Origin of the sequence: Kineococcus rubinsiae (assembly GCF_011839805.1) — a bacterium.
GTDB lineage: Bacteria > Actinomycetota > Actinomycetes > Actinomycetales > Kineococcaceae > Kineococcus > Kineococcus rubinsiae.
The window spans coordinates 47,678-73,211 of record NZ_VWPY01000010.1 but is presented as its reverse complement, the minus strand read 5'-3'; the positions used below and the strand labels follow the sequence as shown (position 1 = coordinate 73,211).

The window sequence follows — 25,534 nt, the reverse complement described above, 5'->3', positions numbered from 1 at the left end:
GCCGTACCCCTCCTCATCGTCACGTCCTGCTGTCGGCTTGATCGTTCACGTCTCACCGGCGGCCTCGCCCCGAGGCGTCGGCGCCGTGCCCCGCCCGGCGTGGGCGGGGCACCCACCCTGCACCGGGTGCGGTCAGGGGGGAACACGCCCGCCGGTCCCGGCCCGTCACCAGCGGTGCGCGACGTCCACGACGACGCGGGAACCCCCGCCCGGCCCGTCCAGCAGGGACACGCGGAAGGGCAGCCGCGAGCGGACGCCGAGCCCCAGGGTCGTCTGGCCCTCGAAGGACCCGGCCCACGCGACGTGGCGGAACGTCGGGTAGCCCCGGACGTCGGCGAGCTCCCCGTTCGGCAGGAAGAACGCGTCGGTGCTCGTCACGGGTTCGACGACGACGACCTCCAGCCTCGCCCCGCCCCGCAGCGGGACGACGTGGCCGGAACCGTCGGCGCGGACCTGGTCGACGTAGCGGACCCAGTAGCCGTCGCCGCGGCCGGCGAGGTCCACGACGAGACGGTCGAAGCAGGCGTGCGTGCCCGTGCGCACGTCGGTGATGACGGTGTCGCGCGACGAGGGGCCGCTTCCCGGCAGGGAACCCCACGCGGTCCGGCACGTGGCCGCCGCCGCGGAGGCGGCGGCCGGACCCGCCGGCCCGGTCCCGACCAGGACCGTCGTGCTGAGGAGCAGGGACGTCAGAACCGCTGACCGCTTCATCGCGGCCTCCTCCCGGCGGGGCGGCACCGTGCCGACCGGCCACCGCTGCCATGGTCCCCCTCCGGACGCCGTTGCGGAAGGGCCCGGGACCCGTTGCGGGGGAGAAGTCTTCGGGTTCTCCGCGGTGTGCGCGGCGGTTCCCGGGAAGGCGGTGGAGAGGGGCGGCCCTGCGCGGTGCTCAGCAGGCCGAGCGGCTCCGGGCACCGCCCGCCGGGGCGGTCAGGACGGCGGCCAGCGCGTTCAGGGCGGCCGGCACGAGCGCGTAGTAGGCCCACACGCCGCGCTTCTCGCGCGTGAGCAGCCCGGCCTCGACGAGGACCCGGAGGTGGTGGGAGACGGTGGGCTGGCTCAGGTCCAGGGCGTCGACGAGGTCGCACACGCAGGCCTCACCACCGTCGTGCGCGGCCACCAGGGAGAGCAGGCGCAGCCGGGCCGGGTCTGCGACGGCCTTCAGCGTGCGGGCCAGCGCCACCGCGTCCGCAGCGCCGAGGGGCTGCCGGACCAGGGGGGCGCAGCAGGCGACGGTCTCGGGCGGCGACGTCGGCAGGACCACGCGCTCAGCATGGCACCGGACATCCACGGACGTCGATGTTGACGGGGCTCGACGGCGACTGCCACAGTCCATCGACGGACGTCGATGGAAGGACGGTGCGGTGAGCGACCTGGTCGCCAAAGGACCGCGGGCCGGCCGCGAGGCCCCCGTGCTGGCCCGGTTGTCGGTGCTGGACCGCTTCCTGCCCGTGTGGATCGGGGCGGCGATGGTCCTGGGCCTGCTGCTGGGGCGGGCCGTGCCCGGCCTGGGCGGCGCGCTCGGCGCGGTGGAGGTCGGGTCGGTGAGCCTGCCGATCGCGGTGGGCCTGCTGGTCATGATGTTCCCCGTCCTCGCCAAGGTCCGCTGGGGCGAGACCCGCCGCGTCGCCGCGGACCGCCGGCTCCTCGTCACGTCCCTCGTCCTGAACTGGCTGGTCGGCCCGGCGCTGATGTTCGCCCTGGCGTGGCTGCTGCTGCCCGACCAGCCCGAGCACCGCACCGGGCTGGTCGTCGTGGGGCTCGCCCGGTGCATCGCCATGGTGCTGATCTGGAACGACCTGTCCTGCGGGGACCGCGAGGCCGCCGCCGTCCTGGTCGCGGTGAACGCCGTCTTCCAGGTCCTCGCCTTCGCGGGCCTCGGCTGGTTCTACCTGCAGGTGCTGCCGGGGTGGCTCGGCCTGCAGACCACGTCGGCCGGGTTCTCCGTCCGCGCCGTCGTCGTCTCGGTCGCGGTGTTCCTGGGCGTCCCGCTGGTCGCGGGGTTCCTCGCCCGGGCGCTGGGGGAGCGGGCCCGGGGCCGCACCTGGTACGAGGAGCGGTTCCTGCCGCGCATCGGACCCTTCGCACTGTACGGGCTGCTGTTCACCGTCGTCCTGCTCTTCGCGCTGCAGGGGAGGGCGATCACCTCCCAGCCGGGGGACGTGGCCCGCATCGCCCTGCCGCTGCTGGCCTACTTCGCGCTGATGTTCTCCGGCTCGTTCGTCCTGGGTCGTGCCCTCGGCCTGGGTTACGCGAAGACATCGACGCTGTCGTTCACCGCGACGGGCAACAACTTCGAGCTGGCCATCGCCGTGGCCGTCGGCACCTTCGGCGTCACCTCCGGCCAGGCCCTCGCCGGCGTGGTCGGGCCCCTCATCGAGGTTCCCGCCCTCGTCGCCCTCGTCCACGTCGCGCTCTGGGCCGGGCGCCGGTGCTTCCCCGGTGACCCGACCGCCCCCTCCCTTGACGCCGTCCGTTGAACCCGCCCCGCTGAACCCGCCCACCCGCCGAGGAGCCGCACGACCGTGTCCCGCAACGACAAGCCCAGCGTCCTGTTCGTCTGCGTCCACAACGCGGGCCGCTCGCAGATGGCCGCCGGGTTCCTGACCACCCTCGGGGGCGGGGCGGTCGAGGTGCGGTCGGCGGGTTCGATGCCCGCGGAGCGCATCAACCCCGTGGCCGTGCAGGCCATGGCGGAGGTGGGCATCGACATCGCCCGCGAGCAGCCTCGGGTGCTGACGGCCGAGGCCGTGCAGGCCTCCGACGTCGTCGTCACCATGGGCTGCGGTGACGCCTGCCCGTTCTTCCCGGGAACGCGCTACGAGGACTGGGAGCTGACCGACCCGGCGGGGCAGGGCCTCGAGACGGTGCGCGAGGTGCGCGACGAGATCCGCAGGCGCGTCGAGGCGCTGCTCGCCGGGCTGCTCGGGTGACCCGTCGAGCGCGAGTGAGGGATGCTGGCGGCATGACGGTCGACGACGACACCCGCCCCGCCGAGACCTCGCGGGCGGCCGCGGTCCACGCGTGGTCCCTCGACCGCACGCTGGGCCGGTTCCGCGCCGGCGCGAGCGACGAGGTGTCGGGCCTGCCGGTGCTCGAGCTCCCCGCCGCTCTGCGGGCGCACGGCTACCGCACCGTGCAGCTGTGCCACTTCCACCTCGCGCACCGGGACCCGGCCTCCCTGGCTGAGCTGCGTGCTGCGCTGCAGGAGTCGGGGATCACCCTGGACGCTCTCCTCGTCGACGACGGGGACCTCACGCACCCCACCGACGGCGGGCAGCAGGAGGCGTGGATCTCCTCCTACCTCGACGACGCCGAAGCGCTGGGGGCCCACCGGATCCGGGTCGTCGCGGGGCGGACCCGCACCGACACGGCGCAGCGGGACAGCTCCGCCGCCCTGGGCCGCATCGCCGCCCGCGCGGGGGACGTGCGCGTGGTCACCGAGAACTGGCTCGACGTGACCCGGGACGCGGCGGACGTGCGGGCGATCCTGGACCCGCTGGACGGGGCCGTCGGCCTGCTGGTGGACCTGGGCAACTGGGTGGGGCCGCACAAGTACGCCGACCTCGCCGCGGTGACCCCCTACGCCGAGACCTGCCACGCGAAGGCGCACTGGGGCCGCGACGGGATCGAGGAGGACGACTACCGGACCAGCGTGACGACGATCCTCGACGCCGGTTACCAGGGTCCGCTGGCCCTCGTCTACGACGCGGCGGACGACGACGAGTGGGCTGGGCTGGCGGTCCAGCGCGCCGTCGTGGAGGACGTCCTCCAGGGGCGTTCGGCGGGAGTCCGCGCCTAGGTCGCGAGAAGCCCAGGTGCCCGGTGGCGGCGAGCGACCGGTCCGCATCAGCGAGGTCGGCACGGAGGGCGTGACCGTCGTGACCGACGACGTCGGAGGCGCTTCAGCCGTCGGGGCCGGCAGCGAGGGATCCGGCTCCCGTTCCCCGTGCCCGGGACGCTGCGACCTGCTCAGCGGTGACGGGGCTCGCCGTGACGTCGGCTGTCCTCACACGCGGACCTGCCCGAGTTCCGCGTCGCGGCGGCCAGGTCAGCGGTCAGGTGGCCGGTAGCGCACCAGGCCCATGTAGACGACGTACCCGGTGATCGTGGCCAGCCAGGTGCCGAACGCGAGGAAGAACCACCACGGCAGGTGGTCGGTGCCGCTGCGCGCGGCGTCGACGGTGGAGGCGGTGAGGGCGGTGTTGAGCAGCGCCACCGTGCTCCCGAGCCACAGCACGTCGCTGCGGAGACGCCGGCGGACCTCGTCCTGCTGTCCCTGCTCGGCCCAGCGCTCCTTGCCGGGGAGGTTGATCCACTCCCACGGCAGCGTCGGCATCCACCGAGCGAGGGCCGCGAACAGGGCGCCCGTGCCTGCGGTGATCGCCGCCTGGACGACGACGGCGCCGGTGCGGGTACCCCAGTCGTCGGCGGCGCCGCCGGCGCCGAAGTGGGTGGGCACGCGCTCGGGCAGCAGGACTGCGGAGACAGCGACGGCGATGAGGGCCGACCCGGTGGCGGCGGTGAACGTCAGCGCAGCGCGATCGGGACGTCGCATGGCCCGACGCTAGCCACTCGTGCTCCCGGGTCCTCCGACCACCCGTCCGTCGTCGACCGGCCCAGCGCCAACGACGAAGTCATGACACGCCGTGTCGTCGTGTGCGATGATGACATCACGTGTCATCGACAGAGGGGCAACACCATGGTCGACGTGTTCGTGCTGGGAGGAACCGGCCGGACGGGACGAGGGGTCGCGGACGCGCTGGAGCAGGACGGTCTGCAGCCCGTGCTGGTCGGTCGCGACGGCGACCGCCTGCGGGAGGTGGCGGCCGGACGTGGGCACCGCACCCTGGTGGCGTCGGGAGCGGCGGCGATGGCCGCCGCGATCCGCGCGGCCGGCCCCGCCGTCGTGGTCAACACCGTCGGGCCCTTCACGCAGACGGCCGGAGCGGTGGTCGACGCCTGCCTCGCGGCCGGCAGCGACTACGTCGACCTCGCCAACGACCTGGCCGCCACCTCGCAGCTCCTGGCCCGCCACGCCGAGGCGGAGCGGGCGGGGCGGACCCTCGTCACCGGTGCCGGGTTCGGCGTCACCGCCACCGAGAGCGTCGTGGTCCGGTTGTGCCGCGACGGTGCGCAGGCGGGACGACGGGCCCGTCGCGTGCGCGTCGACATGGTCCCCTCCCTCGCCCTGCAGGCCGGTCGCCTGGGTGACGCGCTGGCGGGCACGATCGTCGAGGGCCTGCCGGGGGTCCCCGGCGGCCGGCGCTTCGAGGGGCGGCGGTTCGTCGACGGACGGCTCGTCGCCGCCCCGATCGGCGGCGCACCGCGCACGCTCGTCACCCCCGACGGCGACCGGGTCTCGACCGCGCTGATGCCGCTGGGCGAGCTCCTCGCCGCCCAGCGGGCCAGCGACGCCCCGTCCGTCGAGTCGGCCTCCAGCGAGGCGCCCACCGGCGCGCTCGTGCGGACCGTCCTCCCCGTCGCCACGTCCCTGCTCACCCTCGAACCCGTCCGCCGGTTCGCTGCGCGTCGTCTCGCCGCGGTCCGCTTCCCCGAGCGCGCAGCCCCCCGGGCCTCCTCCTGGGCCCACGCGCACGTGACGTGGGAGGACGGGACCACCGCCGAGGGCTGGCTGCGCCTGCCGGAGGGGCAGGCGACCACGGTCGCCGTCTGCGCGGAGACGGCCCGTCGACTCGCCCGCGGCGAGGGCCGCCCGGGCGCCCACACGCCGGCGGCACTGTTCGGCCCGGACCTCGTCACGAGCGTCGGCGGGGAGTTCGTCGGCGGTGCGCTCCTGGCGACCGCGCACGTCGAGGGGGGCGAGCGGTGAGCGTCGAGAACGAGGCCCTCTGGCTCGACTCCCCGCGCGCCACGTTCCGCGTCGGGCCCGCGCCGCGACCCCGGCCCGGCCCCGGGGAGGTCGTCGTCCGCGTCGCGGCCGTCGCGCTGAACCCCGTGGACGCCGTGTCGGGTTTCGCACGTCGCCGGTTCGTCTACCCGTGGTTGAGCTACCCCGCCGTGCTGGGCACCGACGTGGCGGGTGAGGTGGTCGACGTCGGCGACGGTGTCACCTCCCTCGCCGCCGGGGACCGGGTCGTCGGGTTCGCCACCGGGCAGGAGCGGTTCCGCGACAGCGCCGCCCACGGTGCGTTCCAGCGGTTCACGACGCTCGCCGCCGAGGTGACGACGCTCCTCCCCGCCGATCTGGGGTTCACCGACGCGGTGGTGCTGCCGCTGGGCGTGAGCACGGCCGCCGCCGGGTTGTTCCAGCCCGACCAGCTCGGCCTCGCCCTGCCCACCGCGGGCGCCGAGAAGCGCGGGGAGACCGTCCTGGTGTGGGGCGCGTCGACCAGCGTCGGGAGCAACGCGGTCCAGCTCGCCCGCGGCGCCGGGTACCGCGTCGTCGCCACGGCCTCACCGCACAACCACGACCTGGTGCGCTCGCTGGGGGCGGCGGAGGTGTTCGACTACCGCGAGCGGACGGTCGTCCAGGACCTCCTGCGTTCCCTGCAGGGACGGACCCTCGCCGGCACCCTCGCGATCGGGGCGGGTTCCCTGTCCCGGACCGTCGCCGTCGCCCGTCGGGCGGACGGCACCGGTCGTGTCGCCTCGGCGTACCCCACGCCCGCCACCGCTGCGCGCCGGCTGGCTGCGCGGCCCCTCGGGGTGCACGTGTCCGCGATCTGGGGCGGAACACCGGCGCAGAACTCCGTCGGCCCCGCGGTTTTCAGCCGGTTCCTCCCCGCCGCACTCACCGACGGTCGCTACCGCCCGGCACCGCCGGCCGAGGTGATCGGGCACGGGCTCGCTGCCGTGCCGGCGGGCCTGGAACGGCTGCGGGCCGGAGTCTCGGCGCGCAAGCTGGTCGTCACCGTCTGAGGGCCGGCGGCGTCGAGGACACCGCCGCAGTGACGCGTCCAGCGGTGCTGCCGGACGAGCGCCGGTGATGTCGCGTCGAGCGGCGTGGAACCCGCCGGCAACGCCCGCCGATGAGGACGGCACGTCGCGCGGTGGACGCTGAGACGGTCGATCTCCGGAGCGACCGTCGCTGCTGCCGATCGGAGCGGGACCGTCGGACCCGACGGCACACGCGCCTCCCGCACCGACCTGCCCGAGGCGCGCCTCGAGCTGCTCCCGGTAGGCACCTCCTGCTGGAGCCCCACCTGCAGGAGGTGGCGGCTCCCGTGCAGAGGTTCCAGGTCGGCGTCCAGAGCGCGCACGGTGGTCAGGGCCGGCGCGCCGTCACCCGCGCCCCGAGGTGCGCCGCGGCCGCTCCTCCCACAGGACCCGCGAGAACACCGGTTCGGCGTCGAGGCGTTCCACCGCCGCCAGGACGTCGTCCATGGACCTCTGCGGGAGGTGGGCGACGGCGACCGCGTCCGAGCGGTCCAGCCTCTCCGCCCGGCAGGGACGACCACCCTCCGACCACGTCAGTCCGTAGTCGCCCCGGTCGTCGCGCTGAACGCGGACGGTCTCGGGAGCATCGACGGCCGAACGCTCGAGCGTCGTCCACGACCTGACCAAGGAGTCGCGCTGCACCTCCTCCGCCACGTACCCGTCGATGCCACGGCGGCCGCGGAACTGCGTCTCCGCGTCCCGGAGGCCGAAGGTGTCGGCGTCCGCGACCAGGTGGTAGCCGGACTCCTCGACGTGGCGCCGCAGTCGCGCATCGACCAGGTCGTCCACCGCACCAGCACCCCCTCGTTCACCAGTCTCCGCACCGACACGGCAGCTCCTCGGTCGTCCAGCACTCTCACCTGGTTTCCACCCCCGGAACGACCGAAGCCGGGGGCGACCCGGGACACCTCGCTGGTCCAGGGCCTGCCGGGAACCGGGGAGGGGGCCCGCGCCGGTGGGGAGCTGGCAGGCTGCGGTGGTGACCACGGTCGGGGATGAGGACGTGCCCAGCCCCCTCGACGCGGTCGTGTGGCCGCGGCGGACGGCCCGCCTGAGCCTGCGCCGGGTGAAGCCCGCGGATGCGGAGCAGCTGTGGCACTACCGGCGTCTGGAGGAGGTCACGCGCTGGGTCACCCGCCGACCGCACGATCGCGCCGAGCTGGAGGAGTGGCTGGCGGCGGGGCTGCGCGACCAGCTCGTCGTCGAGCACGGAGGTCGCATCGTCGGCGATCTGATGGTGCGGGTCGAGGACGCCTGGGCTCAGCGCGAGGTCGTGGCACAGGCCCGAGGGGTGCAGGCGGAGCTGGGCTGGACCCTGGACCCCGCGGTGGGCGGACGGGGGTTCATGAGCGAGGCGGTGGGCGAGGTGCTGCGGATGTGCTTCGAGGACCTGGGTCTGCGGCGGGTGACCGCGAACGCGTTCGCGGTCAACGAGGCGTCGTGCCGGCTGGCGGAGCGGGTGGGGATGCGGCGGGAGGTGCACGCGGTGCGTGATTCGCTGCACCGGGACCTCGGCTGGCTGGACGGTGTCGGCTACGCCCTGCTGGCGGAGGAGTGGGCGGCTCGGACGCGACCAGCGGGATGAGGACGACCTCGTCAAGGGGTCGGGAGAACGGCGAACGTCCCTTCCGCCGCCTCCGGGCGAGGTACCGCCACGCCGCGGGCCTGCAGCACCGGCAGGAGTTCGTCGTCCTCGGAGGGTCCCGCACGGTCGCCGAGGGGGAGGCGGGGATCGCGGTCGCGGTCGTGCAGTACCGCCACGCGTGGCCGATTCGTGTTCCTCCCCGGCTTCGCGCCGACGACCTGATCCTCATCGAGGAGGCCGAAGCACTGACGCCCACCGCCATCGGTGGGGAAGCGGCGCAGGCCGCAGCACGGACAACGCGCGACCTGGAGAACGTGGGCCGCGGCTCCGCGGCGCAGTGCTGCGCCGCACAGTCGTCTCGTCGCCGTCCAGCGGTTCAGGACCTTCCGTCCATCAGCGTGACCGTGTCCTCGTTCCTCACGGGAGCGGGAGCACCTGTGCTGAGACGGCGCAGGCGTCAGTAGTCGTTCTCACCCGGCCCGTCTGGACCCCCACGTCGTCGACCCGCAGTGGAACGCAACGCGCGAGACGGCCGGAGGTCTGCTCGTCTCGGCGACCTGGTCTCGCCCGGATCACCAGGACCTACCGGGGCGTCCTCTCACTCGTGTGCCGGCGGCACGTCGACCTCCACGGCGACGCCGTGGTCCCGCAGTTCCAGGAGGACCGGATCCATCTGAGGCTCCTCGCTCAGCCCTCCGGCCATGACGCTGAACGCCGTGACGAACCCGGAGACCAGGTCGACCTCCACGATTCCCGCGACGGTTCCCGAGGCGGCTCCGGAGGCCAGGCCGGGTTGCAGCCGGTCGAGGGTGAGCCGCACCGCCTCGCGCCGCTGAGGACGGGCGTCGTCCACGAGCTTGCACAGGTCGAGACTCACCACGTACCGGCCCGGGGCGTGGTCGGGTTCCGCGCTCGTCGCCGCCGCGAGCCAGTGGAAGGTGCCGGCGACGCTGCCCAGGAGCGGGTCCACCTCCATCGTCAGGCGGGGGGCGTCCGTGCGGGAGCTGGTCCAGCGTCCCCGTTCGTCCTGGGTGGGTGGCCCGTCGAGGAGGACCATCGACATCGTGCCGCCCTCGGGGACGAGGAGGGCGTGCGCCGTCATCTCCTCCGGTGCGCTCCGGCCGGGCATCGTGATGAGCCCGTCGAGCACGAGGACGCCGTCCCTGGCGGGAGGTGGAGGCGGGGGGAACGTCGTGCTGACCGTCGTCATCGTCGCCGCCCCGGTCGTCAGGTCCGTGTGTCCGTGGGCCGACGTGTGGGCCGGACCCTCCACCGGGGTGCGCCAGCAGTAGCGCGCGGTGGCAGCCGCGAGGGTGCGTGCGTGCGCGTCCAGGACGACGCGCAACGGGTCGGTAGGGCCGACGCTCGTCAAGTCGCGGGGGATCCGATCACGCTAACCGTGCAGCCTGCTGACCACGACCGCGCGGATCACCGCACGACCGGCAGGTCGAGTCGTGTCTCAAGGACCGCGACGCTGCCGCAGAGGCCGGACGTCACCGTCGTGCCGGTAGCTGATCTCGACGTCGGGCAGCTCGTTCTGCAGCGCGTAGGCCAAGCGCAACCCGAAGGCCTGCCAGGTCTTCCGGTGCTCGTCGTCGAGCCACTGGTAGTCGCTCCCCGCGCGAGCGTTGAACCGCGCGTTCCACGCCCGCAGCCGCTCGACGAGTTCACCGCTGACGCCGAGGTCCGCCAGCTCGACGGGGCCGACGTGGTCGGGGTGGCTGTCCCAGACGGGGTCCCTCTCCATCCACTCGGCCATGACCCGCAGGGCGACAGGGCGGTAGGGCTCGTCCACGACGTGAGCATGTCAGTCGTCGTCTGAACGGTCGGTAGGAGAGCGGGCTCGCCGACGTATCACGCAGCGGACCTGCTCATCGACGTAATCAGGTGGTCGACTCCCGGCTACAGCAGTGCCGGCCCCGTCGTCCGCCGGACCTCCAGGCTCGCGGCGACCCGGTGCACCCGCGCACCGCCGATCCGGCCGGAGATGCGCTCGATCGCGAACCGGCCGCTCTGGACGCCGATGGCGAACGTCCCGTTGTCGACCGAGGTGAGGGAGACGGGCCTGATGGCGGCGATGTGGGTGTTGTCGTAACCGACGACGGAGACGTCCCGGGGCACCTCGAGCCCGAGGTCGTGCGCGGCGGAGAGCGCTCCGATCGCCGCGAGGTCGTTGTACGCGAACACGGCGCTGGGGCGCGCCTTGTCCTCGAGCAGCCTGCGGGCGGCCGCGTACCCGCTCTCCTCGCTCATCCCCCCGGCAACCGTCCACGCGGGCAGCCCGGCGGCCTCGGCGGTGGCGCGGAAACCCTCGGCTCTGAGACGCCCGACCTCCCCGGGTCCGGTGAGGTGGACGATGCGGCGGTGTCCGAGGTCCAGGAGGTGACGCGTCGCGAGGACGGCGCCGTGCCGGTCGTCGTTGACCACGACGTCGGCGTCCAGGTCACCGGGCTCGTAGGTCCCCGCGAGCAGCACCGGGCACCCTGACGTGGCCGCCTCGCGCAGCGGCGCGTCGTCCTCGGTGGTCCCAACGACCACGATCGCGTCCACCCGCTGGGCGAGGAGCTGGTCCACGGCCGAGCGGCCGATCCGTCGGGCCGTGAAGGAGTCGGCGAGGACGGGGGCCAGACCACCGCCGTCGAGTGCGGCGGTGAGCCCGGCGAGGAGGTCGACGAACCAGGGGTTGCGCAGGTCGTTGAGCAGGACCCCGACCGTCCCGGACCGGGTCTCGGCCAGAGCCCGGGCGACGCGGTTGGGGCGGTAGCCGAGGTCCTCGGCCGCCTGGCGCACCGAGGCGCGGCGAGCCTCACCCACGCCCGGGTCCCCGCGCAGGGCCAGCGAGGCCAGGGACTTCGACACCCCGGCGCGCTCCGCGACGTCGCGGAGGGTGGGAGGGCTCGGGGGCCGCGCCCTGTCCTCCCGGTGGTCCATGGGCTCAGCGTAGGGGGCTGACACCGGAAGCTCTGGACGCTAACCTGGACCGGTCCAGTCCTGTCCAGTGCTCATCGAGGAGTGCCGTGTCCGTGCTCGCGTCTCACCCTGTGTCCCCGCCCGCGACGGTCACGCCGAAGATCTCCATGAACGTGACGACCACGTTCCACGGCAACGTCGTGCAGGACATCCGCATCGCGAAGGAAGCCGGCTTCGGGGGCATCGAGCTGCAGAGCCCCAAGCTGTACCGCTACCTCGACGCGGGGTACGCGGTCGAGACGCTCCCGCCGCTCCTGGACGGCCTGGTCGTGACCGGCCTCGGTGCCGTCCTGGACATCGAGCGGCAGGGTCCGGCCCGCGAGGAGTTCCTCGCCGAGGTCCGCCGGATGTGCTCGGTGGCGGCGGCGGTCGGCGCACCGATCGTGCAGCTGTGCACCGGACCGGTCGACGCGAACGTCGTCAAGGCGCACCGCGCGGGCCTCCTGGCCCCCGACGACCCCCGCTACCGCGGCACGCTGGAGATGGACGAGGGCGAAGCGGTGGCCGTGACCGCCGCCAACGTGCGGGACGCCGCGGACATCGCCGCCGACCACGGGCTCGAGGTCTACCTCGAACCCCTGGCCTGGGCCCGGTTGAACCGCTGTCGGCACGCCCTGCAGATCATCGAGGCGGCGGACCGGGAGAACGTGGGCATCGCGCTGGACACCTGGCACTTCTGGACGACGGGGGACACGCTGGCCGAGGTGGCGGCTCTGCCCAGGGAGCTCATCAAAGCCGTCCACCTCTCCGACGGCCTGGACCTGGACCGGGAGCACGACGTCGCCGACCAGGGCCTGCACCGCAACGTCGTCATCGGGGGTGGAGCCATCCCGCTGCAGCAGTGGGTCGAAGCGGTCAAGTCCACCGGCTACGACGGCTGGTGGGTCTCGGAGATGTTCTCCGACCGCGCGAACGAGCACGACCCGCTCGTGGTCGCCACCACGATGCGCAACCTGCTGGCGATCCTGGTGAGCTGAGGACGACGTGCAGCGCTTCGTGCTCCTGGGGGCAGGTTTCATCGGCACGGTCCACGCCGCGAACCTCGCGGCCCACCCCGACGTCGACCTCGTCGGCGTCTACGACATCGACCCCGACCGGGCGGACGCCCTCGCGTGGCGCCACGGCTCGCGAGGCCTGACCACCCTGGCGGAGGCCTTCGACCCCGACCACGTCGATGCCGTGTTCATCGCCTCCTCCACCACCACGCACGCGGAGCACCTCAGGGCCGCAGCCGACGCGGGGTTGGCCGTGCTGTGCGAGAAACCCGTGGCCGTCGACCTCGAGTCGGCTCGCGCCGTCGTCGGGCATGTCCGGGCAGTCGGCGTCCCGGCCATGCTCAACTTCAACCGCCGCTTCGACCGGGACCACGCCGCCCTCAAGAGGGTCGTGGACGACGGGGGAGTCGGCACGGTGGAACTGCTGCAGCTGAGCTCCCGCGGCCCGTCCCTTCCTCCGGTCGAGTACCTCAAGGTCTCCGGCGGGCAGCTGCGGGACCAGACGGTGCACTTCTTCGACCTCGCCCGCTGGATCAGCGGGGAGGACCCGGTCTCCGTCTCCGTCACGGGCTCGGCCCTGGTCGATCCCGCGATCGCGCAGTTCGGCGACGTCGACACCTCGGTCGCCACCCTGACGATGCCCTCGGGGGCGCTCGTGCAGATCGACAGCGTCCGGCGGACCGGCTACGGCTACGACGAGCGCATCGAGGTCATGGGGTCGACCGGACTCGTCGAGTCCCGGAGGCAGTCGGTGGGCAACGTCGTCCACCACCGGGGGACGCACGCGGTCTCCGACGGTCTGCACCCCGGGTGGTTCGCGCGGGTGGCCCCGACCTACGCGGCGTCCCTAGCCGCGTTCGTCCACGCGCTGGAGTCCGGGTCGCCCCCACCCGTGACCCTGGAGGACGGACTGGCGGCGCAGGCCGTGGCGGAGGCGGCGACCCGCGCGCTCGTGAGCGGGCATACGGAGAGGGTCGTCTACTGACGGACCGCAGGTCGTCGACCTGCTGACCGGCCGCCGCGCCTCCGGCGCCGCTCCTGGCTCCCACGAAGCTGGGAACCCCGTGACCGCCGTCCTCGTCGTGGGAGCAGAGACGTGACGGCTTGGACGGCGGGACGACCGCGTGGGGCAGCTCACGGCGTCCAGGAACTCGGCCCCGGTGACGAAGCTGACGCTGTGCGAGCGAGGAACAGCATGACTCAGCGAGCTCCCGGGTGTCACGTCGACGTCGTCGGCGTCGAAGTGCTCGACGGTGGCGAGACCTCCTCCTCCGCGCACGAGAGCGTCGGCGCCGGTCGACGGGTCGTGCCCGCTGCCTGGACGCTGGTGTCGGTGGCGCGTCGTAGGCTCCCCGGTGTGATCCGACGATGAGCAAGCTCGACGCCCAGCGGGCGATGCGCGAAGCCAACTACGCCCGCAACAGCGGCCGCCGCGCAGCAGCGGCCGGGGAGACGGCAGCGGCCCCGGCCGCTCGTGCGTCGAAGCCGGCTCGCACCGTCGCAGCCGCCCCGGTCGCGCCCACGGGTGAGCGGTGCGGGCACAAGTCGATGAACGGCCGGGCGTGCTCCCGCGAGGCGGCGCACCCGGAGAAGAACCACCGCTACAGCTGACTGCTGTCCGCGACCACGGCAACGTCGGACGGCCTGTCGTCGCGGAAGGTCGTGTCCTGTCGTGGCGGCCGCCACCGCCGCACCACCGCCGGCCGGGGCCCTTCGGCCTGGCACCGCGCTGCAGGCGTTCAGTCGCTGGGACGAGCGGTTGAGACGTTGGCCTGGTGGGCCAGCGCGGCGTCGTCTGGTCGTCCGCCGTGGACTGTGCGGCTCGGGGTCACCAGGCGACGGCGCCGTTCGTGTCGAAGAAGCTGCCGGTCGGGCCGTCCGCGGCGAGCGTGGCGGCGCGGACGACGACCTTGGCACCCTCGCCGGGGTGCTGCGCGTCGGGGTCGGGGTTCATGTCCGTGCTGTTGGAGCCCGGGCACACCGAGTTGACCTTGATCGGCGTGTCCCTGAGTTCGACGGCCAGCCATGCGGTGAGCGCGTTGAGGACGGTCTTGGACGCGGGGTAGGCGAAGAACGGCAGCTGCCCGAAGGGGTTTCCCGCGGACGCGACCGTCGTGAGCGACCCCAGGGTGCTGCTGACGTTGACGATCCGGCCGGCCGACGCCCGCCGCACCAGCGGCAGGAAGGCCTGGGTGACGCGCAGCGTCCCGAAGAGGTTCACGTCGAACGTCCGCTGGACGGTGTCCAGGGTCACCGTGCTGGGGCGGCCCTCGCCGTCGGCCACGGCAGCTCCGGCGTTGTTGACCAGCACGTCCAGCGCGCCGGTCTCCTCGGCGACGCGTTCCGCGGCGGCCTGGACGCTGTCGGCGTCGGTGACGTCGAGGTCGACGAGTCGCACGTCGCCGTCAGCAGCGAGCTCCTCGACGGCGGCCTCGCCGCGCACCCGGTCGCGGCTGCCCAGCCAGAAGGTGAAGCCCTGCTGTGCGAGCTGACGGGCGGCCTCGAGGCCGATGCCCTTGTTGGCGCCGGTGACGAGCGCGGACTTGTTCGTGGTCTCCATGCGAACCATGCTGCCGACGCCAGGCCGTACGATTCATAACGTGCCGTCCACTTCTCTTCACCGATCGTCCAAGGCGTCGCCGCTCGGGACCAGCGACCCGATCGCCGGCGCCATCGGGCTCCTGCGGCCGCGGGCCGTCGTGGAGGCGGGTCTGCACGCGGCGGGGCCCTGGGCGCTGCGGTTCGAGCCGTTCCCGCACGTGCGGCTCGGCATCGTCGTGCGCGGTGGGTGCTGGCTGGCGATGGAGGGTCACGAGCCGGTGCGACTGCAGGAGGGCGACTTCTACCTGCTGGGCGATCCTCCGCCCTACGTGCTGGCCAGCTCGCTGACCGAGCAGCCGCACGCCGCAGCTGCGCTGTGGGACGACGCCGTGGACGGCGCGGTGCGCATCGGACCGCGGGCGCAGGAGGACACCTACCTGTGCGGCGGTCACTTCGCCTTCGACGACACGAACGCCGCGATGCTGCTCGACGTCCTGCCGCCGCTGGTGCACGTGCGCGCCGCGGACCCTCGCGGCAGGCTGCTGGCGCACCTGAGCGAACTGCTGGTCAGCGAGGTCGACGCGGACGCCGTCGGCGGTTCGCTGGTGCTGGACCACCTCGCCCAGATCATGCTCGTCCACATGCTCCGCGCCCACGCCGACCAGGCCGGACGACCGGCCGGCTGGCTGGCCGCTCTCGGCGCCGACGGGGTCGGTGCCGCCCTGCGCGCCATGCACGCCGACGTCGCGCACCGCTGGACCCTCCACGAGCTCGCCGGCATCAGCCACATGTCACGCTCGGCGTTCGCCGCCGCGTTCAAGGACCAGGTCGGAACCGCCCCCCTGGACTACCTGATCCAGTGGCGGATGAGCCTGGCCCGTGACGTCCTGCGCCGCGGCACCCGACCCATCTCCGAACTCGCGTCCGCCACCGGTTACGAGTCCGAGAGCGCGTTCAGCACGGCGTTCCGCCGCGTGGTGGGAACCTCACCCCGGCACTTCCGCGACACGTCACGACGTGCGGCACAGCCGATCGAGCCCTGATCTCACCGAGGCCGTTCCGGGACGCGTTCGCCCACCGGCCGTGACGACTGCCGTCGATCCACGGCCGCTGCCCGTGCCGCGCGACGCTGCGAGCACCGCGCCCGTCACCGCCGCGACGGCTGCGCCCCGCTCGGGGCGAGGGCGGCGAACGCGTCGTCGGTCAGCGCTTCCAGCGGCTGCGCCCCGCCGCTCTCGATCCACGCGTCGAAGGCCACCATGAGGCACCCCAGGGCGGCCATGACCCGGGTTCGCACCGCGAGCAGCGCCGGGGCCTTCGCCGCTGACGCCGTCGAGCGTCGCACCAGCAGGTCCACCAGGGGCGGACGCCAGCTGCCGTGCTTCTCGTGCAGTCGAGCCCACAACGCCGGGGTGGACCACACCAGGCGCAGCAGCGTCAGACCCGCCTCCGGGTCAGCCGCGATCAGCTGCACCGCCGGGTCGACTGCGCGCCGCAACGCCGTCCAGTCGTCCTCCGCCTGCGGCCGGGCGGCGAGGGCGGCGGCCAGCTGCTCCCCGAGCGGGTCGAAGACGTGCAGGACGACGTCTTCCTTGCTGGCGAAGTAGCGCAGGAAGGTGCTGCGCGAGACCCCGGCCGCGCCGGCCAGGTCCTCGAAGGTCACCGCGTCGAAGCCGACGTCGACGAAGCGGGGCAGCGCGACGGCGGCCAGCTCCCGGCGCACCGCGGCGCGGCTGATGGCCCGCGTGCTCAGTCCGCTCACCGGCCCAGCCTACGAGGAGGACGCGCTCGCTTGCGCATCTGGAACTCACTTCGTAACCTGACACTCAGTTCCACATGAGGAACGGCGATCTACGTGCTCCCCGTTCCAGGAACGTCACCGACCTCGAGAGAGAAGCCTCACGTGTCCTACGACCTGCCCGCCCTGCGCATCACCGTCGCCGACGGCGTCGCCACCGTCGGCATCGACAACCCCCCGCTGAACCTCCTCGACGGAACCCTGCTGCCTTCCCTGCGCCGCTTCGTCACCCAGGTCCGCCACGACCCGGACGTGCGGGTCATCGTCTTCGACAGCGCCGACCCCGACCTGTTCATCGCCCACGGCGACACCCGCTTCATCACCGAACCCGAAACCCTCGCCGCCGCTGCGGCGGCCACCGTGGCCGCCGACCCCGACGCCGACTTCCCCGCCGACCTCAACCTCATGCAGGTCGTGCACGAGGAGGTCCGCGCCCTGCCCCAGGTCACCATCGGCAAGCTGACCGGGCTGGCCCGCGGTGGCGGCAACGAGTTCCTGATGGCCCTGGACATGCGCTTCGCCGCCATCGGCACCGCCGGTCAGGCCCAGCCCGAGGTCCTCATGGGCATCATGGCCGGCGGCGGCGGGACGCAGTACCTGACCTCCCTGGTCGGACGCGCCCGGGCCCTGGAGATCCTCCTGGGTGCTGAGCTCATCGACGCCGAACTCGCCGAACGCTACGGCCTGGTCAACCGGGCCCTGCCCGCCGATCGGATCGACGCGTTCGTCGACGCCCTCGCCCGCCGCATCGGCGCGCTGAAGCCGCAGATCGTCGCGGCCGTCAAGCAGGCCGTGGCCGCCACCCCCAGCTCCATCACCCACCAGGGCCTGGCCACCGAGAACGCCCTCCTCGGTCCCCTCTTCACCCCCGACGCCGCCGAGCTGGCCCTGGAGCTGCTCGAGGCGGGCATGCAGACCCGTGAAGGCGAGATCGGCCTCGAAGCCCTCATCAGCGGGCTCTGACCCGCACCCGGCCGCGGCCTCGATCGAGGCACCAAGGTCGTGGTGGGGGCGAGTTCGCTGAGACCGGGCACCTGTGCCCGGAGGACGCAGCTGCAGCGCCGCAGTCCGTTCTCACCCGACCTGTCGCAGACCCGCGTCAGGGACCGGCGGCGGGACGAGTCCTGTGAGGCTGCAGGCCGTCGACGCGGACCGGGCACCTCACGTCGCCGATGGCGTCGCGGGGGATCATGCTGGGGCCCACCGTTCGCACCTCCGGCTCACAGGGAGTCCTTCGTGAAGATCGCTGTCATCGGCACCGGCCAGTTCGCCCGGAGCTTCATCGCTCTGTGGCAGCTGCACCCCGACGTCGAGGAGGTGTGGGTCACCGATGTCGTGCCCGAACGCGCCCAGCAGCACGTCGAGACCCACGGGCTCGCCGGGTCCTTCGACAGCTTCGAGGACGCCCTGGCCTCCGACGTCGACGCCGTCGCCATCATGACGCAGCGCTGGTCGCACGGTCCGCTGGTCCGCCAGGCGCTGGCCGCCGGCAAGCACGTCTACTCCGCTGTGCCGATGGCGACCACGGTCGACGACGTGGAGGCCATCGTGGCCGCGGTGCGCGAGACGGGGCTCGTCTACATGATGGGCGAGACGAGCTACTACAACCCCGCGACCGTCTGGGCCCGCGAGCACATCGCGACCGGTGAGTTCGGCCGGGTGTTCTACGGCGAGGGCGACTACGTCCACGACATGGACAACGGGTTCTACGCCGCCTACCAGTACAGCGGCGGGGAGGACTGGAAGGAGACGGCCAGCTACCCGCCCATGCTCTACCCGACCCACGCCATCGGTGGGGTGCTGGGGGCGTGGCCGACCTACGCCGTGAGCGTCAGCTGCACGGGCATCAGCGACACCCGGGACGACGGTGTCTTCGACAAGTCCGTCTCGCGCTGGGACAACGACTTCTCGAACATGTCGGCGCTCTTCGAGCTCGCCGACGGCGGGGTGATGCGAACGAACGAGTTCCGCCGGGTCGGGTACTGGAACGGTCCCGAGTCGCGGTTCCGCTTCTACGGCACCGAGCAGGTCATGGAGCAGTCCGTCACCAGCACGGTCGTCACGATCAAGACCGAGGGTGAGGACTACCGCAAGGGCAAGACCCTCGACATCAGCGACGAGCTGCGGGCCGGTGAGCACTCCGACGTCCCCGAAGACCTGAGCGACATCGACCCTGCGCTGCTGAGCAGCTTCCGCTCCGGTACCGCGAAGGTGCACGACCGCAGCCGGCTGCCGAAGGAGTACGAGGGGGCGCCCAACGGCCACGAGGGGGCGCACCACTTCCTGGCCGACGACTTCGTCGTGGCGGTGCGCGACCGCGTCCACCCGCCCGTCAACGCGTGGGTCGCGGCCCGGTTCACCCTCCCGGGGATCATCGCCAACGAGTCCGCCAAGCAGGACGGCGCACGGCTTCCCGTCCCGGACTTCGGCGACCCGGTCTGATGAGCGCCACCTCCCACCTGGGCGCGCGAGCGTCCGGGTGGGAGGTGGGTCGGACGTGCAGCGCGGGCTACCTCGTCCGTCGGGCTCGCCGGGCCATCGTTGCCGGTGCGCTGCACTCGGAGCGGTCCTGGCTGCACCGCCAGCTGAGCACCACCGCCGGCCGGGGTCACCGCGTCGACCACAGCCGCCACGAGCGCCGGCCCCAGGTCGTCGCGATGTGGACGCGGGGGAGCAGCACCCTGACTACCCCAGGTCCCCGTCGCAGGACGACGCTGTGCGGCCTCGGCTCGGGGGCCGCAGCAGCGGTCGGCGCGGGCGCGAGCACTCGGGACGATGGCGAGGGTGACGGCGGAAGCGGCCGGGTCGACGACGGCGATGCCCAGTCGCGAGGTCAGCAGCGTCAGAGCCGCAGCCGAGCCAGGACGGACCGCGCCAACACGACACCAGCGGGCCAGGCCGCGATGCCCGGTCCCACGCGACGGTGGAAGGTGCCCCGTCGTTCTGAGTGCCTCTCGCGACCCCTCGCGGATGTTCGTTCTCACCCGACCTGTCCTAGTCGAAGGTCGCTGCGCTGCGGCCCCATGGCGGGGGCACGACTGTGCGCATCGCGTCGTGAGTGCAGGTCTATTATCTGCGCATGGACGCAAGTAAGCCGTGCCGACGACGCCTCCCTGCCGACCAAGTCGACCTGGCCGTGGAGGTCTTCCGGATGCTGGCCGACGCCACCCGGGTGCAGCTGCTGTGGGCTCTCATCGACCAGGAGCTCGCGGTCAGCGAGCTGGCCGAGCGGGTGGGCAAGGCCACACCGTCGGTCTCCCAGCACCTGGCCAAGCTGCGCATGGCCCGGCTGGTCGCCACCCGCCGCGAGGGCGTTCGGATCTTCTACCGGCTGGAGAACGACCACGTCGCCCAGCTGGTGACCGACGCGATCCACAACGCCGAGCACGCCGGCCCGGGGGTGCCTGGTCACCACCGCGACAGCACCGGCCTGGCCGCGTTGCACGACGTCGAGGCCGGCTGATGACCGCCTCGCACGACCACGACCACGACGAGCACGAGACGCGCCGCCACGATCACGCGGTGGCGCACGAGCCGAGTCATGACCACGAGTCGGGTCACGGCCACGGCCACGGCCACGGCCACGGCCACGACCACCCGCGTGGGGTGAAGGGCTTCGTACTGGGCATCTTCGCCCCCCACAGCCACGACGCCGCCGACTCCATCGACGACGCCCTGACCTCGAGCGCCGCCGGCATCCGCGCGGTGAAGATCAGTCTCGTCGGGCTGGGAGTCACCGCCATCGCCCAGGCCGTCATCGCCGCAGCGTCGGGGTCGGTGGCGCTGCTGGCCGACACCATCCACAACGCCTCCGACGCCCTGACCGCGATCCCGCTCTGGATCGCCTTCGTCCTGGGCCGACGGGCCGCGACCCGCCGCTACACCTACGGCTACGGCCGCGCGGAGGACCTGGCCGGCCTGTTCGTCGTCGCCATGATCGCCCTGTCCGCGCTCGTGGCGGCCTTCGAGGCGGTGCGCCGCCTCATCGACCCCGTGGCCGTCGAGCACCTGGGCTGGGTCGCCATCGCGGGACTGGTCGGCTTCGCCGGCAACGAGGCCGTGGCCCAGTACCGCATCCGGGTGGGGCGTCAGATCGGCTCAGCCGCGCTGGTCGCCGACGGCCTGCACGCGCGCACCGACGGGTTCACGTCCCTGGCCGTCCTGGCCGGTGCCGGTGGCGTCGCGCTGGGCTTTCCGTTGGCCGACCCGATCGTGGGACTGCTCATCACCGTGGCGATCCTGGCGGTGCTGCGCACCGCCGCCCGCGACGTCTTCCGCCGCCTGATGGACGGGGTGGACCCCGACCTGGTCACCACCGCGGAAGCCACGCTGGCCGCTGAGCCGGGCGTGCGTGAGGTGCGGGCCGTACGCCTGCGCTGGATCGGACACCAGCTGCACGCCGACGCCGAACTCGACATCGACCCCGCCACGTCCTTGACCGAGGCCCACGCCCTGGCGCACCGCGCTGAGCACTCCCTGACCCACGCGGTGCCCAAGCTGAGCCAGGCGCTGATCCACGCCTACCCCGCGCAGCACTGAGCAGACCGCGGCCTCGAGGCAGCCCAGTCGATGTCAGCGGTCATCGACGAGGCGAACTCAGTGGGAGCTGACCAGCAAGTAGCGCTCGTCGGTGACCTCCTTGCCCCAGTAGGACGGCTCGTTCAGCATCTGCACCCGCACCTGCTGACGGTGCTGGCGCACCAGCGCTTCGCAGTCGGTAGCGGCAAGCCCGGCTCCGGTGGACCAGCGTCCTTCGACGAGGAGCAACCGCCCGCCAGGAGCCAGCAGGCTGATCCAGGAGACGAGCACGTCGGCTGGTTCCTCGAAGGCCCACAAGACATGGCGCACCAGGACCACGTCCACCGATCCTGGCTCCATCGGCGGCACAGCTGCGTCGGCGACGCTGAAACGAGCCTGGACACCGGTGGCCACCGCCTTGGCGCGGGCGGCGTCGATCATCCGCGGCGACAGGTCGACACCGTGGACGTCGTATCCGGCCTCGGCCAGCAGCAGGGACAGGCTGCCCGTGCCGCAGCCGAGGTCCGCGACCCGTGCAGGGGCGGCGGGGAGGAGGGGGAGGAGGAGCTCGGCCCACGCCCGTCGTACCGCGGGGTCGCGCAGACCGTGGTCGGCTTCGTCGTCGAAGGTCGCGGCCTGTTCGTCCCAGTACTGGCGGGTCTCATCGCTCATGGAGCGCAGCCTGTCGGAACCCCCCGACATCTCGGCGACCGCTCGCAGATCGGCATGACCGTGAAGTCGTCCCCGGCGGGGGGAGTGGGTCACCCTGCGCGCGGGCTGCGCTGGCGACGGCCCCCAGGTCCGTTGCGAGGCCCATCCCGTGACCTGATCTCCATGAGGTGTTCGCTGTGGAAGTGCACAGCCACCCGTGATCACAGCGGTACCCGCTCGGTAGGCGCTACGAGGCTGTGACAGATCCGCTGAGAGGCCGGAACAGGCTACGTGAGAACTGCGACAGGTCTCATGAGACTGCGACAGATCGGATGAGAGACGACAGCAGCATAGGGGAGCGCCTGCAACTGGCTACCCGAGTGCTGAGTGACATAATGAGTATTATCGGCGAACCTGGAAGGGCCCCGAGCGAGGCCTTCGCCTCGCAGGACCACGTCCACAGTGTGGGCTGCATGGTCAGCTCCACCGTCGACGACACCTCGACGAGGAACGCCTCGACGACCGTCGACCCGCAGTTCATCGGAGACGACCTCGGACGCTCAATCGCCTTGACGGTCTGCGTCGCGATGTCGTCCGGTGCGGCCGGGCCGGCGGTCGACGTCAGCCGGGACGTCGCGGCGGCGCGGCCAGCTGGATGACGACGTCTGATCTGCCCGGCGGGCTGAGCCGTGGTCCGGGCGCCCGCCGTGTCCGCCGTGTCCGCCATGACCGGGCCGGCGTCCTGGCGGACCCGCCGGGCCGAAGTCCCCCGCAACGACGACGACATCACTCAGCAGGCCGTGCACCAGCTTCCGCGGAACCTCGAACTCGACGTCTGTCCGCCACGTCACACCGCCGACGTCCGTACGGCACGTCGTCGAGTGACCACGAAGGCTTTCCTCCGGCCGAAGCACGCATAACGGCGAATATGCTGACGTTCCGGCCGGACTCCCCCATCCTCGTTGCGCTGCAACGGGTTTGACTAGACACGCTCGGTGACCGCGGGGTATCCTCTCCCCATGACTCCCCCGCCCCCCGGGGTTCCCGAGCAGGTGGTCGAGGCGACCCCCCTGACGCAGGCGCTGGCGGCCTACGAGGTGGCGCGGCTCCCCCGCAAGGACTCCCCGCACACCGTGGCCGCCCGCCGCCGCGACGTCGCCGGCGTCCTGCCCCGCCTGGCCGTGGCCGTCGGCTCCCCCGCCGACGACCTGCTCGTCGCCGACCTGACCGTCCGCGGCCTGCGCGGCGCCTTCGCGGACTTCGCCGGGACGCACGCCCGCAGCTCCATCGCCCGCTGCTGGTCGACGTGGAACGGCTGGTGCGACTTCCTCGTCGCCGAGGAGGCCCTGCCGGGGAACCCGATGGCGGGAGTCGCCCGGCCCCGGCCGGCGCGCTCGGCGCCGAAGCCGCTGCGCGGTGAGGACACGCCGGAGGTGCTGCTGGCGGCGGTGGCCGCGGGGGCGCGGCCGGCGCGGCAGCCGTGGCCGGAGCGGGACCTGGCCCTCATCGCGACCCTCCTGGTCAGCGGGATCCGCAGCGCGGAGCTCACAGGTCTGCGCGTCGGCGACCTCGTGGGGACCCCGGGCGACGAGCGGCTGCACGTGCTGGGCAAGGGCAACGCCGAGCGCAGCGTCCCCGTGGAACCCGCGCTGGCCGACCTGATCCGCGCCTACGGGCGCAGCCGCTCGGCGCGCTTCTCCGGCGGCCGGCCGCCGCGGCTGGACGCGCCCCTCTTCGTCGACACCGCGGGGCGACCGCTGACGCGCAACCAGCTGCAGCACCTCGTGCGCAGCTGCTACCGCTCCGCGGGCATCCACGACCGCGTGCACCGCGGCTCGCTCGTCCACGCCCTGCGGCACACGTTCGCGACCCGGGTCGTGGCCAGCGGTGCAAGCGCCGTGGAGGTCATGCGCCTGCTCGGCCACCAGAGCCTCACCACGTCGCAGCAGTACGTCGACGCGGGCGCCCAGGAGCTGCGATCCGCAGCGGCCGGGAACGCCTCCTACGCCGCCCTGCGGCAGCTGACGGGAGACCCGCCGCCGCGGGGCGCCGGCTGTTAGCGTGCCGGGACCTGCTTCGCTCGTCGCCCCTTCGGGAGTCCTGGTGCCGGACACCACCTGCCACATGTCGATCTCCGTCGACGGCTACGTCGCCGGGCCGCACCAGAGCCGGGAGGACCCGCTCGGCCGGCGCGGCCTCGAGGTCCACGCGTGGCACATCGGGGACCCCCGGGCCAACGAGGCCGATGCCGTGGCGACCGGGTGGCTGATGCGCCCCCGCGGGGCCTACGTCATGGGCCGCAACATGTTCGGCCCCGTCCGGGGCGCGTGGGACGAGGACTGGCGCGGCTGGTGGGGCGCGGAGCCGCCCTACCACGCACCCGTGTTCGTGCTGACCCACCACGCGCACGAGCCGATCGAGATGGAGGGCGGCACGACGTTCCACTTCGTCACCGGAGGTTTCGCGGCCGCGTACGCGCAGGCCATCGAGGCCGCGGGTGACCGGGGCGTCGACATCGCGGGCGGCGCGTCCACGGCCCGGCAGGCGCTCCAAGCCGGGGTGGTCGACGAGCTCACCCTCGACATCGCCCCGACCCTCCTCGGTGCCGGCGAGCGGATGTTCGACGACGTCGGCTCCTTCGGGTTCGAGCCCGTCGAGGTGCTGCACTCGCCGCTCGCCACGCACATCCGCTACCGCCGGACGCCCACCGCCTGAGCTCCGCTCACCCCGGGCGGCGCCTCCTGGATGCCGTCGACGTCGCCGCCGGCAGAGTTCACACAGAGGTAACACCCGTCCCTTGCCCGTGCCCGGCGCCGCTCCCTAGTGTGATCACACATCACAGCGGGAGGTGCTCGGTGACGGAGACGGCGATCGTCGTGGCGACGGTGGCGGACGCGGTGTACGACCGCGTCCGGGCCGCCATCACGAGCGGTGCCGTCCGGCCGGGAGCCCGGATCTCCCTGCGCTCCATCGCGAGTGCCTTCTCGGTCAGCACCATGCCCGTCCGGGAGGCGCTGAAGAGGTTGCAGGCCGAGGGGCTCGTCGTCTTCGAGCGCCGCAGCGTGACGGTCGTCGCGCTGAGCCCCGAGGAGCTCGGCCAGGTGTTCCAGATCCGCCTGCGGCTGGAGCAGCTGGCCGCGGAGTGGGCCCTGAAGCACCTGACGGCGGCCGACGTCGACGACCTGCGGGCCGTCCTGACCGAGATGGCCGACGAGCACCTGCCCGCCGCGCAGTGGCGGGCCCTGAACCGCCGCTTCCACGAGCGCTTCTACGCGTGCGCCCGCAGCCCCCACCTGCTCGACCTGATCCACAGCACGTGGAGCCGGGTCGAGCCCTACATGTCGATCTACGCCTCGACCGTGGAGGACTTCGGCGAGGCGCACCGCCAGCACCTCGCCATGCTCGCCCTCATCGAGGCCCGCGACCTCCCCGGGCTCCTCGCGGAGACCCGCTGGCACCTCGAGCACACCAGCCGGACCGTCGCCCGGGCCCTGTCCGACGCGGCGGAGAACGCCGTGCCCTCCGACCTCGACGGCTGGCCCCCGCCCCCCGCCTGAGGAACCCCGTCTCGAGAAC

Annotated in this window: 28 protein-coding genes; 18 read left to right on the top strand and 10 right to left on the bottom strand. The window is 73.0% G+C overall.

Annotated elements, in window-relative coordinates:
* Positions 1-165: 165 nt before the first annotated feature.
* A complete protein-coding gene (locus F1544_RS08115) occupies positions 166-711 on the bottom strand; it encodes an AMIN-like domain-containing (lipo)protein (RefSeq protein WP_167584049.1) in 546 nt (181 codons plus the stop codon).
* A gap of 178 nt (positions 712-889) precedes the next feature.
* A complete protein-coding gene (locus tag F1544_RS08110) occupies positions 890-1,264 on the bottom strand; it encodes an ArsR/SmtB family transcription factor (protein WP_308469950.1) in 375 nt (124 codons plus the stop codon).
* A 109-nt stretch (positions 1,265-1,373) separates the two neighbouring features.
* On the opposite strand from F1544_RS08110, the gene arsB reads away from it, so the two are divergent.
* From arsB to F1544_RS08095, 3 genes are read left to right on the top strand one after another with little or no spacing between them, the layout of a single operon-like run.
* Positions 1,374-2,480, top strand: a complete 1,107-nt coding sequence (gene arsB / locus F1544_RS08105; protein WP_280114642.1) for an ACR3 family arsenite efflux transporter — start codon at positions 1,374-1,376, stop codon at positions 2,478-2,480.
* A 45-nt stretch (positions 2,481-2,525) separates the two neighbouring features.
* Positions 2,526-2,933 (top strand): arsenate reductase ArsC, encoded by a 408-nt coding sequence (locus F1544_RS08100; RefSeq protein ID WP_308469948.1) that lies wholly within the window; start codon positions 2,526-2,528, stop codon positions 2,931-2,933.
* Between the two features lie 32 nt (positions 2,934-2,965).
* On the top strand, positions 2,966-3,802 hold the full coding sequence (locus F1544_RS08095) for a sugar phosphate isomerase/epimerase family protein (protein WP_167584045.1): 837 nt from the start codon (positions 2,966-2,968) through the stop codon (positions 3,800-3,802).
* 249 nt (positions 3,803-4,051) lie between these two features.
* On the opposite strand, the gene F1544_RS08090 is transcribed toward F1544_RS08095, so the two are convergent.
* Positions 4,052-4,558: a DUF1648 domain-containing protein gene (locus F1544_RS08090; RefSeq protein WP_167584043.1), complete on the bottom strand. Its 507-nt coding sequence runs from the start codon at positions 4,556-4,558 to the stop codon at positions 4,052-4,054.
* 144 nt (positions 4,559-4,702) lie between these two features.
* Here F1544_RS08090 and F1544_RS08085 point away from each other — a divergent pair, with 144 nt between their 5' ends.
* Both F1544_RS08085 and F1544_RS08080 read left to right on the top strand, forming a co-directional pair.
* Positions 4,703-5,833 carry a saccharopine dehydrogenase NADP-binding domain-containing protein gene (locus F1544_RS08085; protein WP_167584042.1) on the top strand — a complete coding sequence of 377 codons (1,131 nt, stop codon included), beginning with the start codon at positions 4,703-4,705 and terminating at the stop codon, positions 5,831-5,833.
* Positions 5,830-6,882, top strand: a complete 1,053-nt coding sequence (locus F1544_RS08080) for a zinc-binding alcohol dehydrogenase family protein (protein ID WP_167584040.1) — start codon at positions 5,830-5,832, stop codon at positions 6,880-6,882. Before F1544_RS08085 ends, F1544_RS08080 begins: the two co-directional genes overlap by 4 nt.
* A 363-nt stretch (positions 6,883-7,245) precedes the next feature.
* Here F1544_RS08080 and F1544_RS08075 read toward each other — a convergent pair whose 3' ends face one another.
* Positions 7,246-7,689, bottom strand: a complete 444-nt coding sequence (locus tag F1544_RS08075) for a hypothetical protein (RefSeq protein ID WP_167584038.1) — start codon at positions 7,687-7,689, stop codon at positions 7,246-7,248.
* A 214-nt stretch (positions 7,690-7,903) separates the two neighbouring features.
* Here F1544_RS08075 and F1544_RS08070 point away from each other — a divergent pair, with 214 nt between their 5' ends.
* A complete protein-coding gene (locus tag F1544_RS08070; RefSeq protein ID WP_167584036.1) occupies positions 7,904-8,485 on the top strand; it encodes a GNAT family N-acetyltransferase in 582 nt (193 codons plus the stop codon).
* Between the two features lie 598 nt (positions 8,486-9,083).
* Here F1544_RS08070 and F1544_RS08065 read toward each other — a convergent pair.
* The 3 genes from F1544_RS08065 to F1544_RS08055 form a co-directional block, all read right to left on the bottom strand.
* Positions 9,084-9,695, bottom strand: coding sequence for a hypothetical protein (locus F1544_RS08065; RefSeq protein ID WP_167584034.1), 612 nt, complete (start codon positions 9,693-9,695; stop codon positions 9,084-9,086).
* Between the two features lie 249 nt (positions 9,696-9,944).
* Positions 9,945-10,280: an immunity protein CdiI family protein gene (locus tag F1544_RS08060; protein ID WP_167584032.1), complete on the bottom strand. Its 336-nt coding sequence runs from the start codon at positions 10,278-10,280 to the stop codon at positions 9,945-9,947.
* Positions 10,281-10,387: 107 nt separating this feature from the next.
* Positions 10,388-11,416, bottom strand: a complete 1,029-nt coding sequence (locus F1544_RS08055) for a LacI family DNA-binding transcriptional regulator (protein ID WP_167584030.1) — start codon at positions 11,414-11,416, stop codon at positions 10,388-10,390.
* Between the two features lie 146 nt (positions 11,417-11,562).
* On the opposite strand from F1544_RS08055, the gene F1544_RS08050 reads away from it, so the two are divergent.
* The 3 genes from F1544_RS08050 to F1544_RS08040 all read left to right on the top strand — a co-directional run bounded on the left by F1544_RS08050 (position 11,563) and on the right by F1544_RS08040 (position 14,061).
* Positions 11,563-12,432 (top strand): sugar phosphate isomerase/epimerase family protein, encoded by an 870-nt coding sequence (locus F1544_RS08050; protein ID WP_167584028.1) that lies wholly within the window; start codon positions 11,563-11,565, stop codon positions 12,430-12,432.
* Positions 12,433-12,439: 7 nt separating this feature from the next.
* Positions 12,440-13,435, top strand: a complete 996-nt coding sequence (locus F1544_RS08045) for a Gfo/Idh/MocA family oxidoreductase (protein WP_167584026.1) — start codon at positions 12,440-12,442, stop codon at positions 13,433-13,435.
* Between the two features lie 383 nt (positions 13,436-13,818).
* Positions 13,819-14,061, top strand: coding sequence for a hypothetical protein (locus F1544_RS08040; protein ID WP_167584024.1), 243 nt, complete (start codon positions 13,819-13,821; stop codon positions 14,059-14,061).
* 217 nt (positions 14,062-14,278) lie between these two features.
* On the opposite strand, the gene F1544_RS08035 is transcribed toward F1544_RS08040, so the two are convergent.
* The gene (locus F1544_RS08035) at positions 14,279-15,010 is read right to left on the bottom strand and encodes an SDR family oxidoreductase (protein WP_167584022.1); all 732 of its coding nucleotides are present in this window, start codon (positions 15,008-15,010) and stop codon (positions 14,279-14,281) included.
* A gap of 40 nt (positions 15,011-15,050) precedes the next feature.
* Here F1544_RS08035 and F1544_RS08030 point away from each other — a divergent pair, with 40 nt between their 5' ends.
* Positions 15,051-16,034 carry an AraC family transcriptional regulator gene (locus F1544_RS08030; RefSeq protein WP_208971483.1) on the top strand — a complete coding sequence of 328 codons (984 nt, stop codon included), beginning with the start codon at positions 15,051-15,053 and terminating at the stop codon, positions 16,032-16,034.
* A gap of 104 nt (positions 16,035-16,138) precedes the next feature.
* Here the strand turns inward: F1544_RS08030 and F1544_RS08025 are convergent, their stop codons facing one another.
* Positions 16,139-16,753, bottom strand: a complete 615-nt coding sequence (locus tag F1544_RS08025) for a TetR family transcriptional regulator (RefSeq protein WP_208971482.1) — start codon at positions 16,751-16,753, stop codon at positions 16,139-16,141.
* Between the two features lie 141 nt (positions 16,754-16,894).
* Between F1544_RS08025 and F1544_RS08020 the strand changes: the two genes are divergently transcribed.
* The 4 genes from F1544_RS08020 (at position 16,895) to F1544_RS08005 (ending at position 21,328) form a co-directional block, all read left to right on the top strand.
* A complete protein-coding gene (locus tag F1544_RS08020) occupies positions 16,895-17,752 on the top strand; it encodes an enoyl-CoA hydratase/isomerase family protein (RefSeq protein WP_167584018.1) in 858 nt (285 codons plus the stop codon).
* Between the two features lie 273 nt (positions 17,753-18,025).
* Positions 18,026-19,231, top strand: coding sequence for a Gfo/Idh/MocA family protein (locus F1544_RS08015; RefSeq protein ID WP_167584016.1), 1,206 nt, complete (start codon positions 18,026-18,028; stop codon positions 19,229-19,231).
* A 637-nt stretch (positions 19,232-19,868) separates the two neighbouring features.
* The gene (locus F1544_RS08010; RefSeq protein WP_167584014.1) at positions 19,869-20,252 is read left to right on the top strand and encodes an ArsR/SmtB family transcription factor; all 384 of its coding nucleotides are present in this window, start codon (positions 19,869-19,871) and stop codon (positions 20,250-20,252) included.
* Positions 20,252-21,328 carry a cation diffusion facilitator family transporter gene (locus tag F1544_RS08005; protein ID WP_167584012.1) on the top strand — a complete coding sequence of 359 codons (1,077 nt, stop codon included), beginning with the start codon at positions 20,252-20,254 and terminating at the stop codon, positions 21,326-21,328. Before F1544_RS08010 ends, F1544_RS08005 begins: the two co-directional genes overlap by 1 nt.
* Before the next feature lie 57 nt (positions 21,329-21,385).
* Here F1544_RS08005 and F1544_RS08000 read toward each other — a convergent pair whose 3' ends face one another.
* The gene (locus tag F1544_RS08000) at positions 21,386-21,979 is read right to left on the bottom strand and encodes a class I SAM-dependent methyltransferase (RefSeq protein WP_167584010.1); all 594 of its coding nucleotides are present in this window, start codon (positions 21,977-21,979) and stop codon (positions 21,386-21,388) included.
* A gap of 452 nt (positions 21,980-22,431) precedes the next feature.
* On the opposite strand from F1544_RS08000, the gene F1544_RS23415 reads away from it, so the two are divergent.
* From F1544_RS23415 to F1544_RS07980, 4 genes are all read left to right on the top strand, one after another.
* Positions 22,432-22,617, top strand: coding sequence for a hypothetical protein (locus tag F1544_RS23415; protein WP_208971481.1), 186 nt, complete (start codon positions 22,432-22,434; stop codon positions 22,615-22,617).
* Between the two features lie 360 nt (positions 22,618-22,977).
* A complete protein-coding gene (locus F1544_RS07990; protein WP_167584006.1) occupies positions 22,978-24,018 on the top strand; it encodes a tyrosine-type recombinase/integrase in 1,041 nt (346 codons plus the stop codon).
* A gap of 43 nt (positions 24,019-24,061) precedes the next feature.
* Positions 24,062-24,673, top strand: coding sequence for a dihydrofolate reductase family protein (locus tag F1544_RS07985; RefSeq protein WP_167584004.1), 612 nt, complete (start codon positions 24,062-24,064; stop codon positions 24,671-24,673).
* A gap of 140 nt (positions 24,674-24,813) precedes the next feature.
* Complete coding sequence (locus tag F1544_RS07980; protein ID WP_167584002.1) at positions 24,814-25,515, top strand: GntR family transcriptional regulator; 702 nt, start codon at positions 24,814-24,816, stop codon at positions 25,513-25,515.
* Positions 25,516-25,534: the final 19 nt, after the last annotated feature.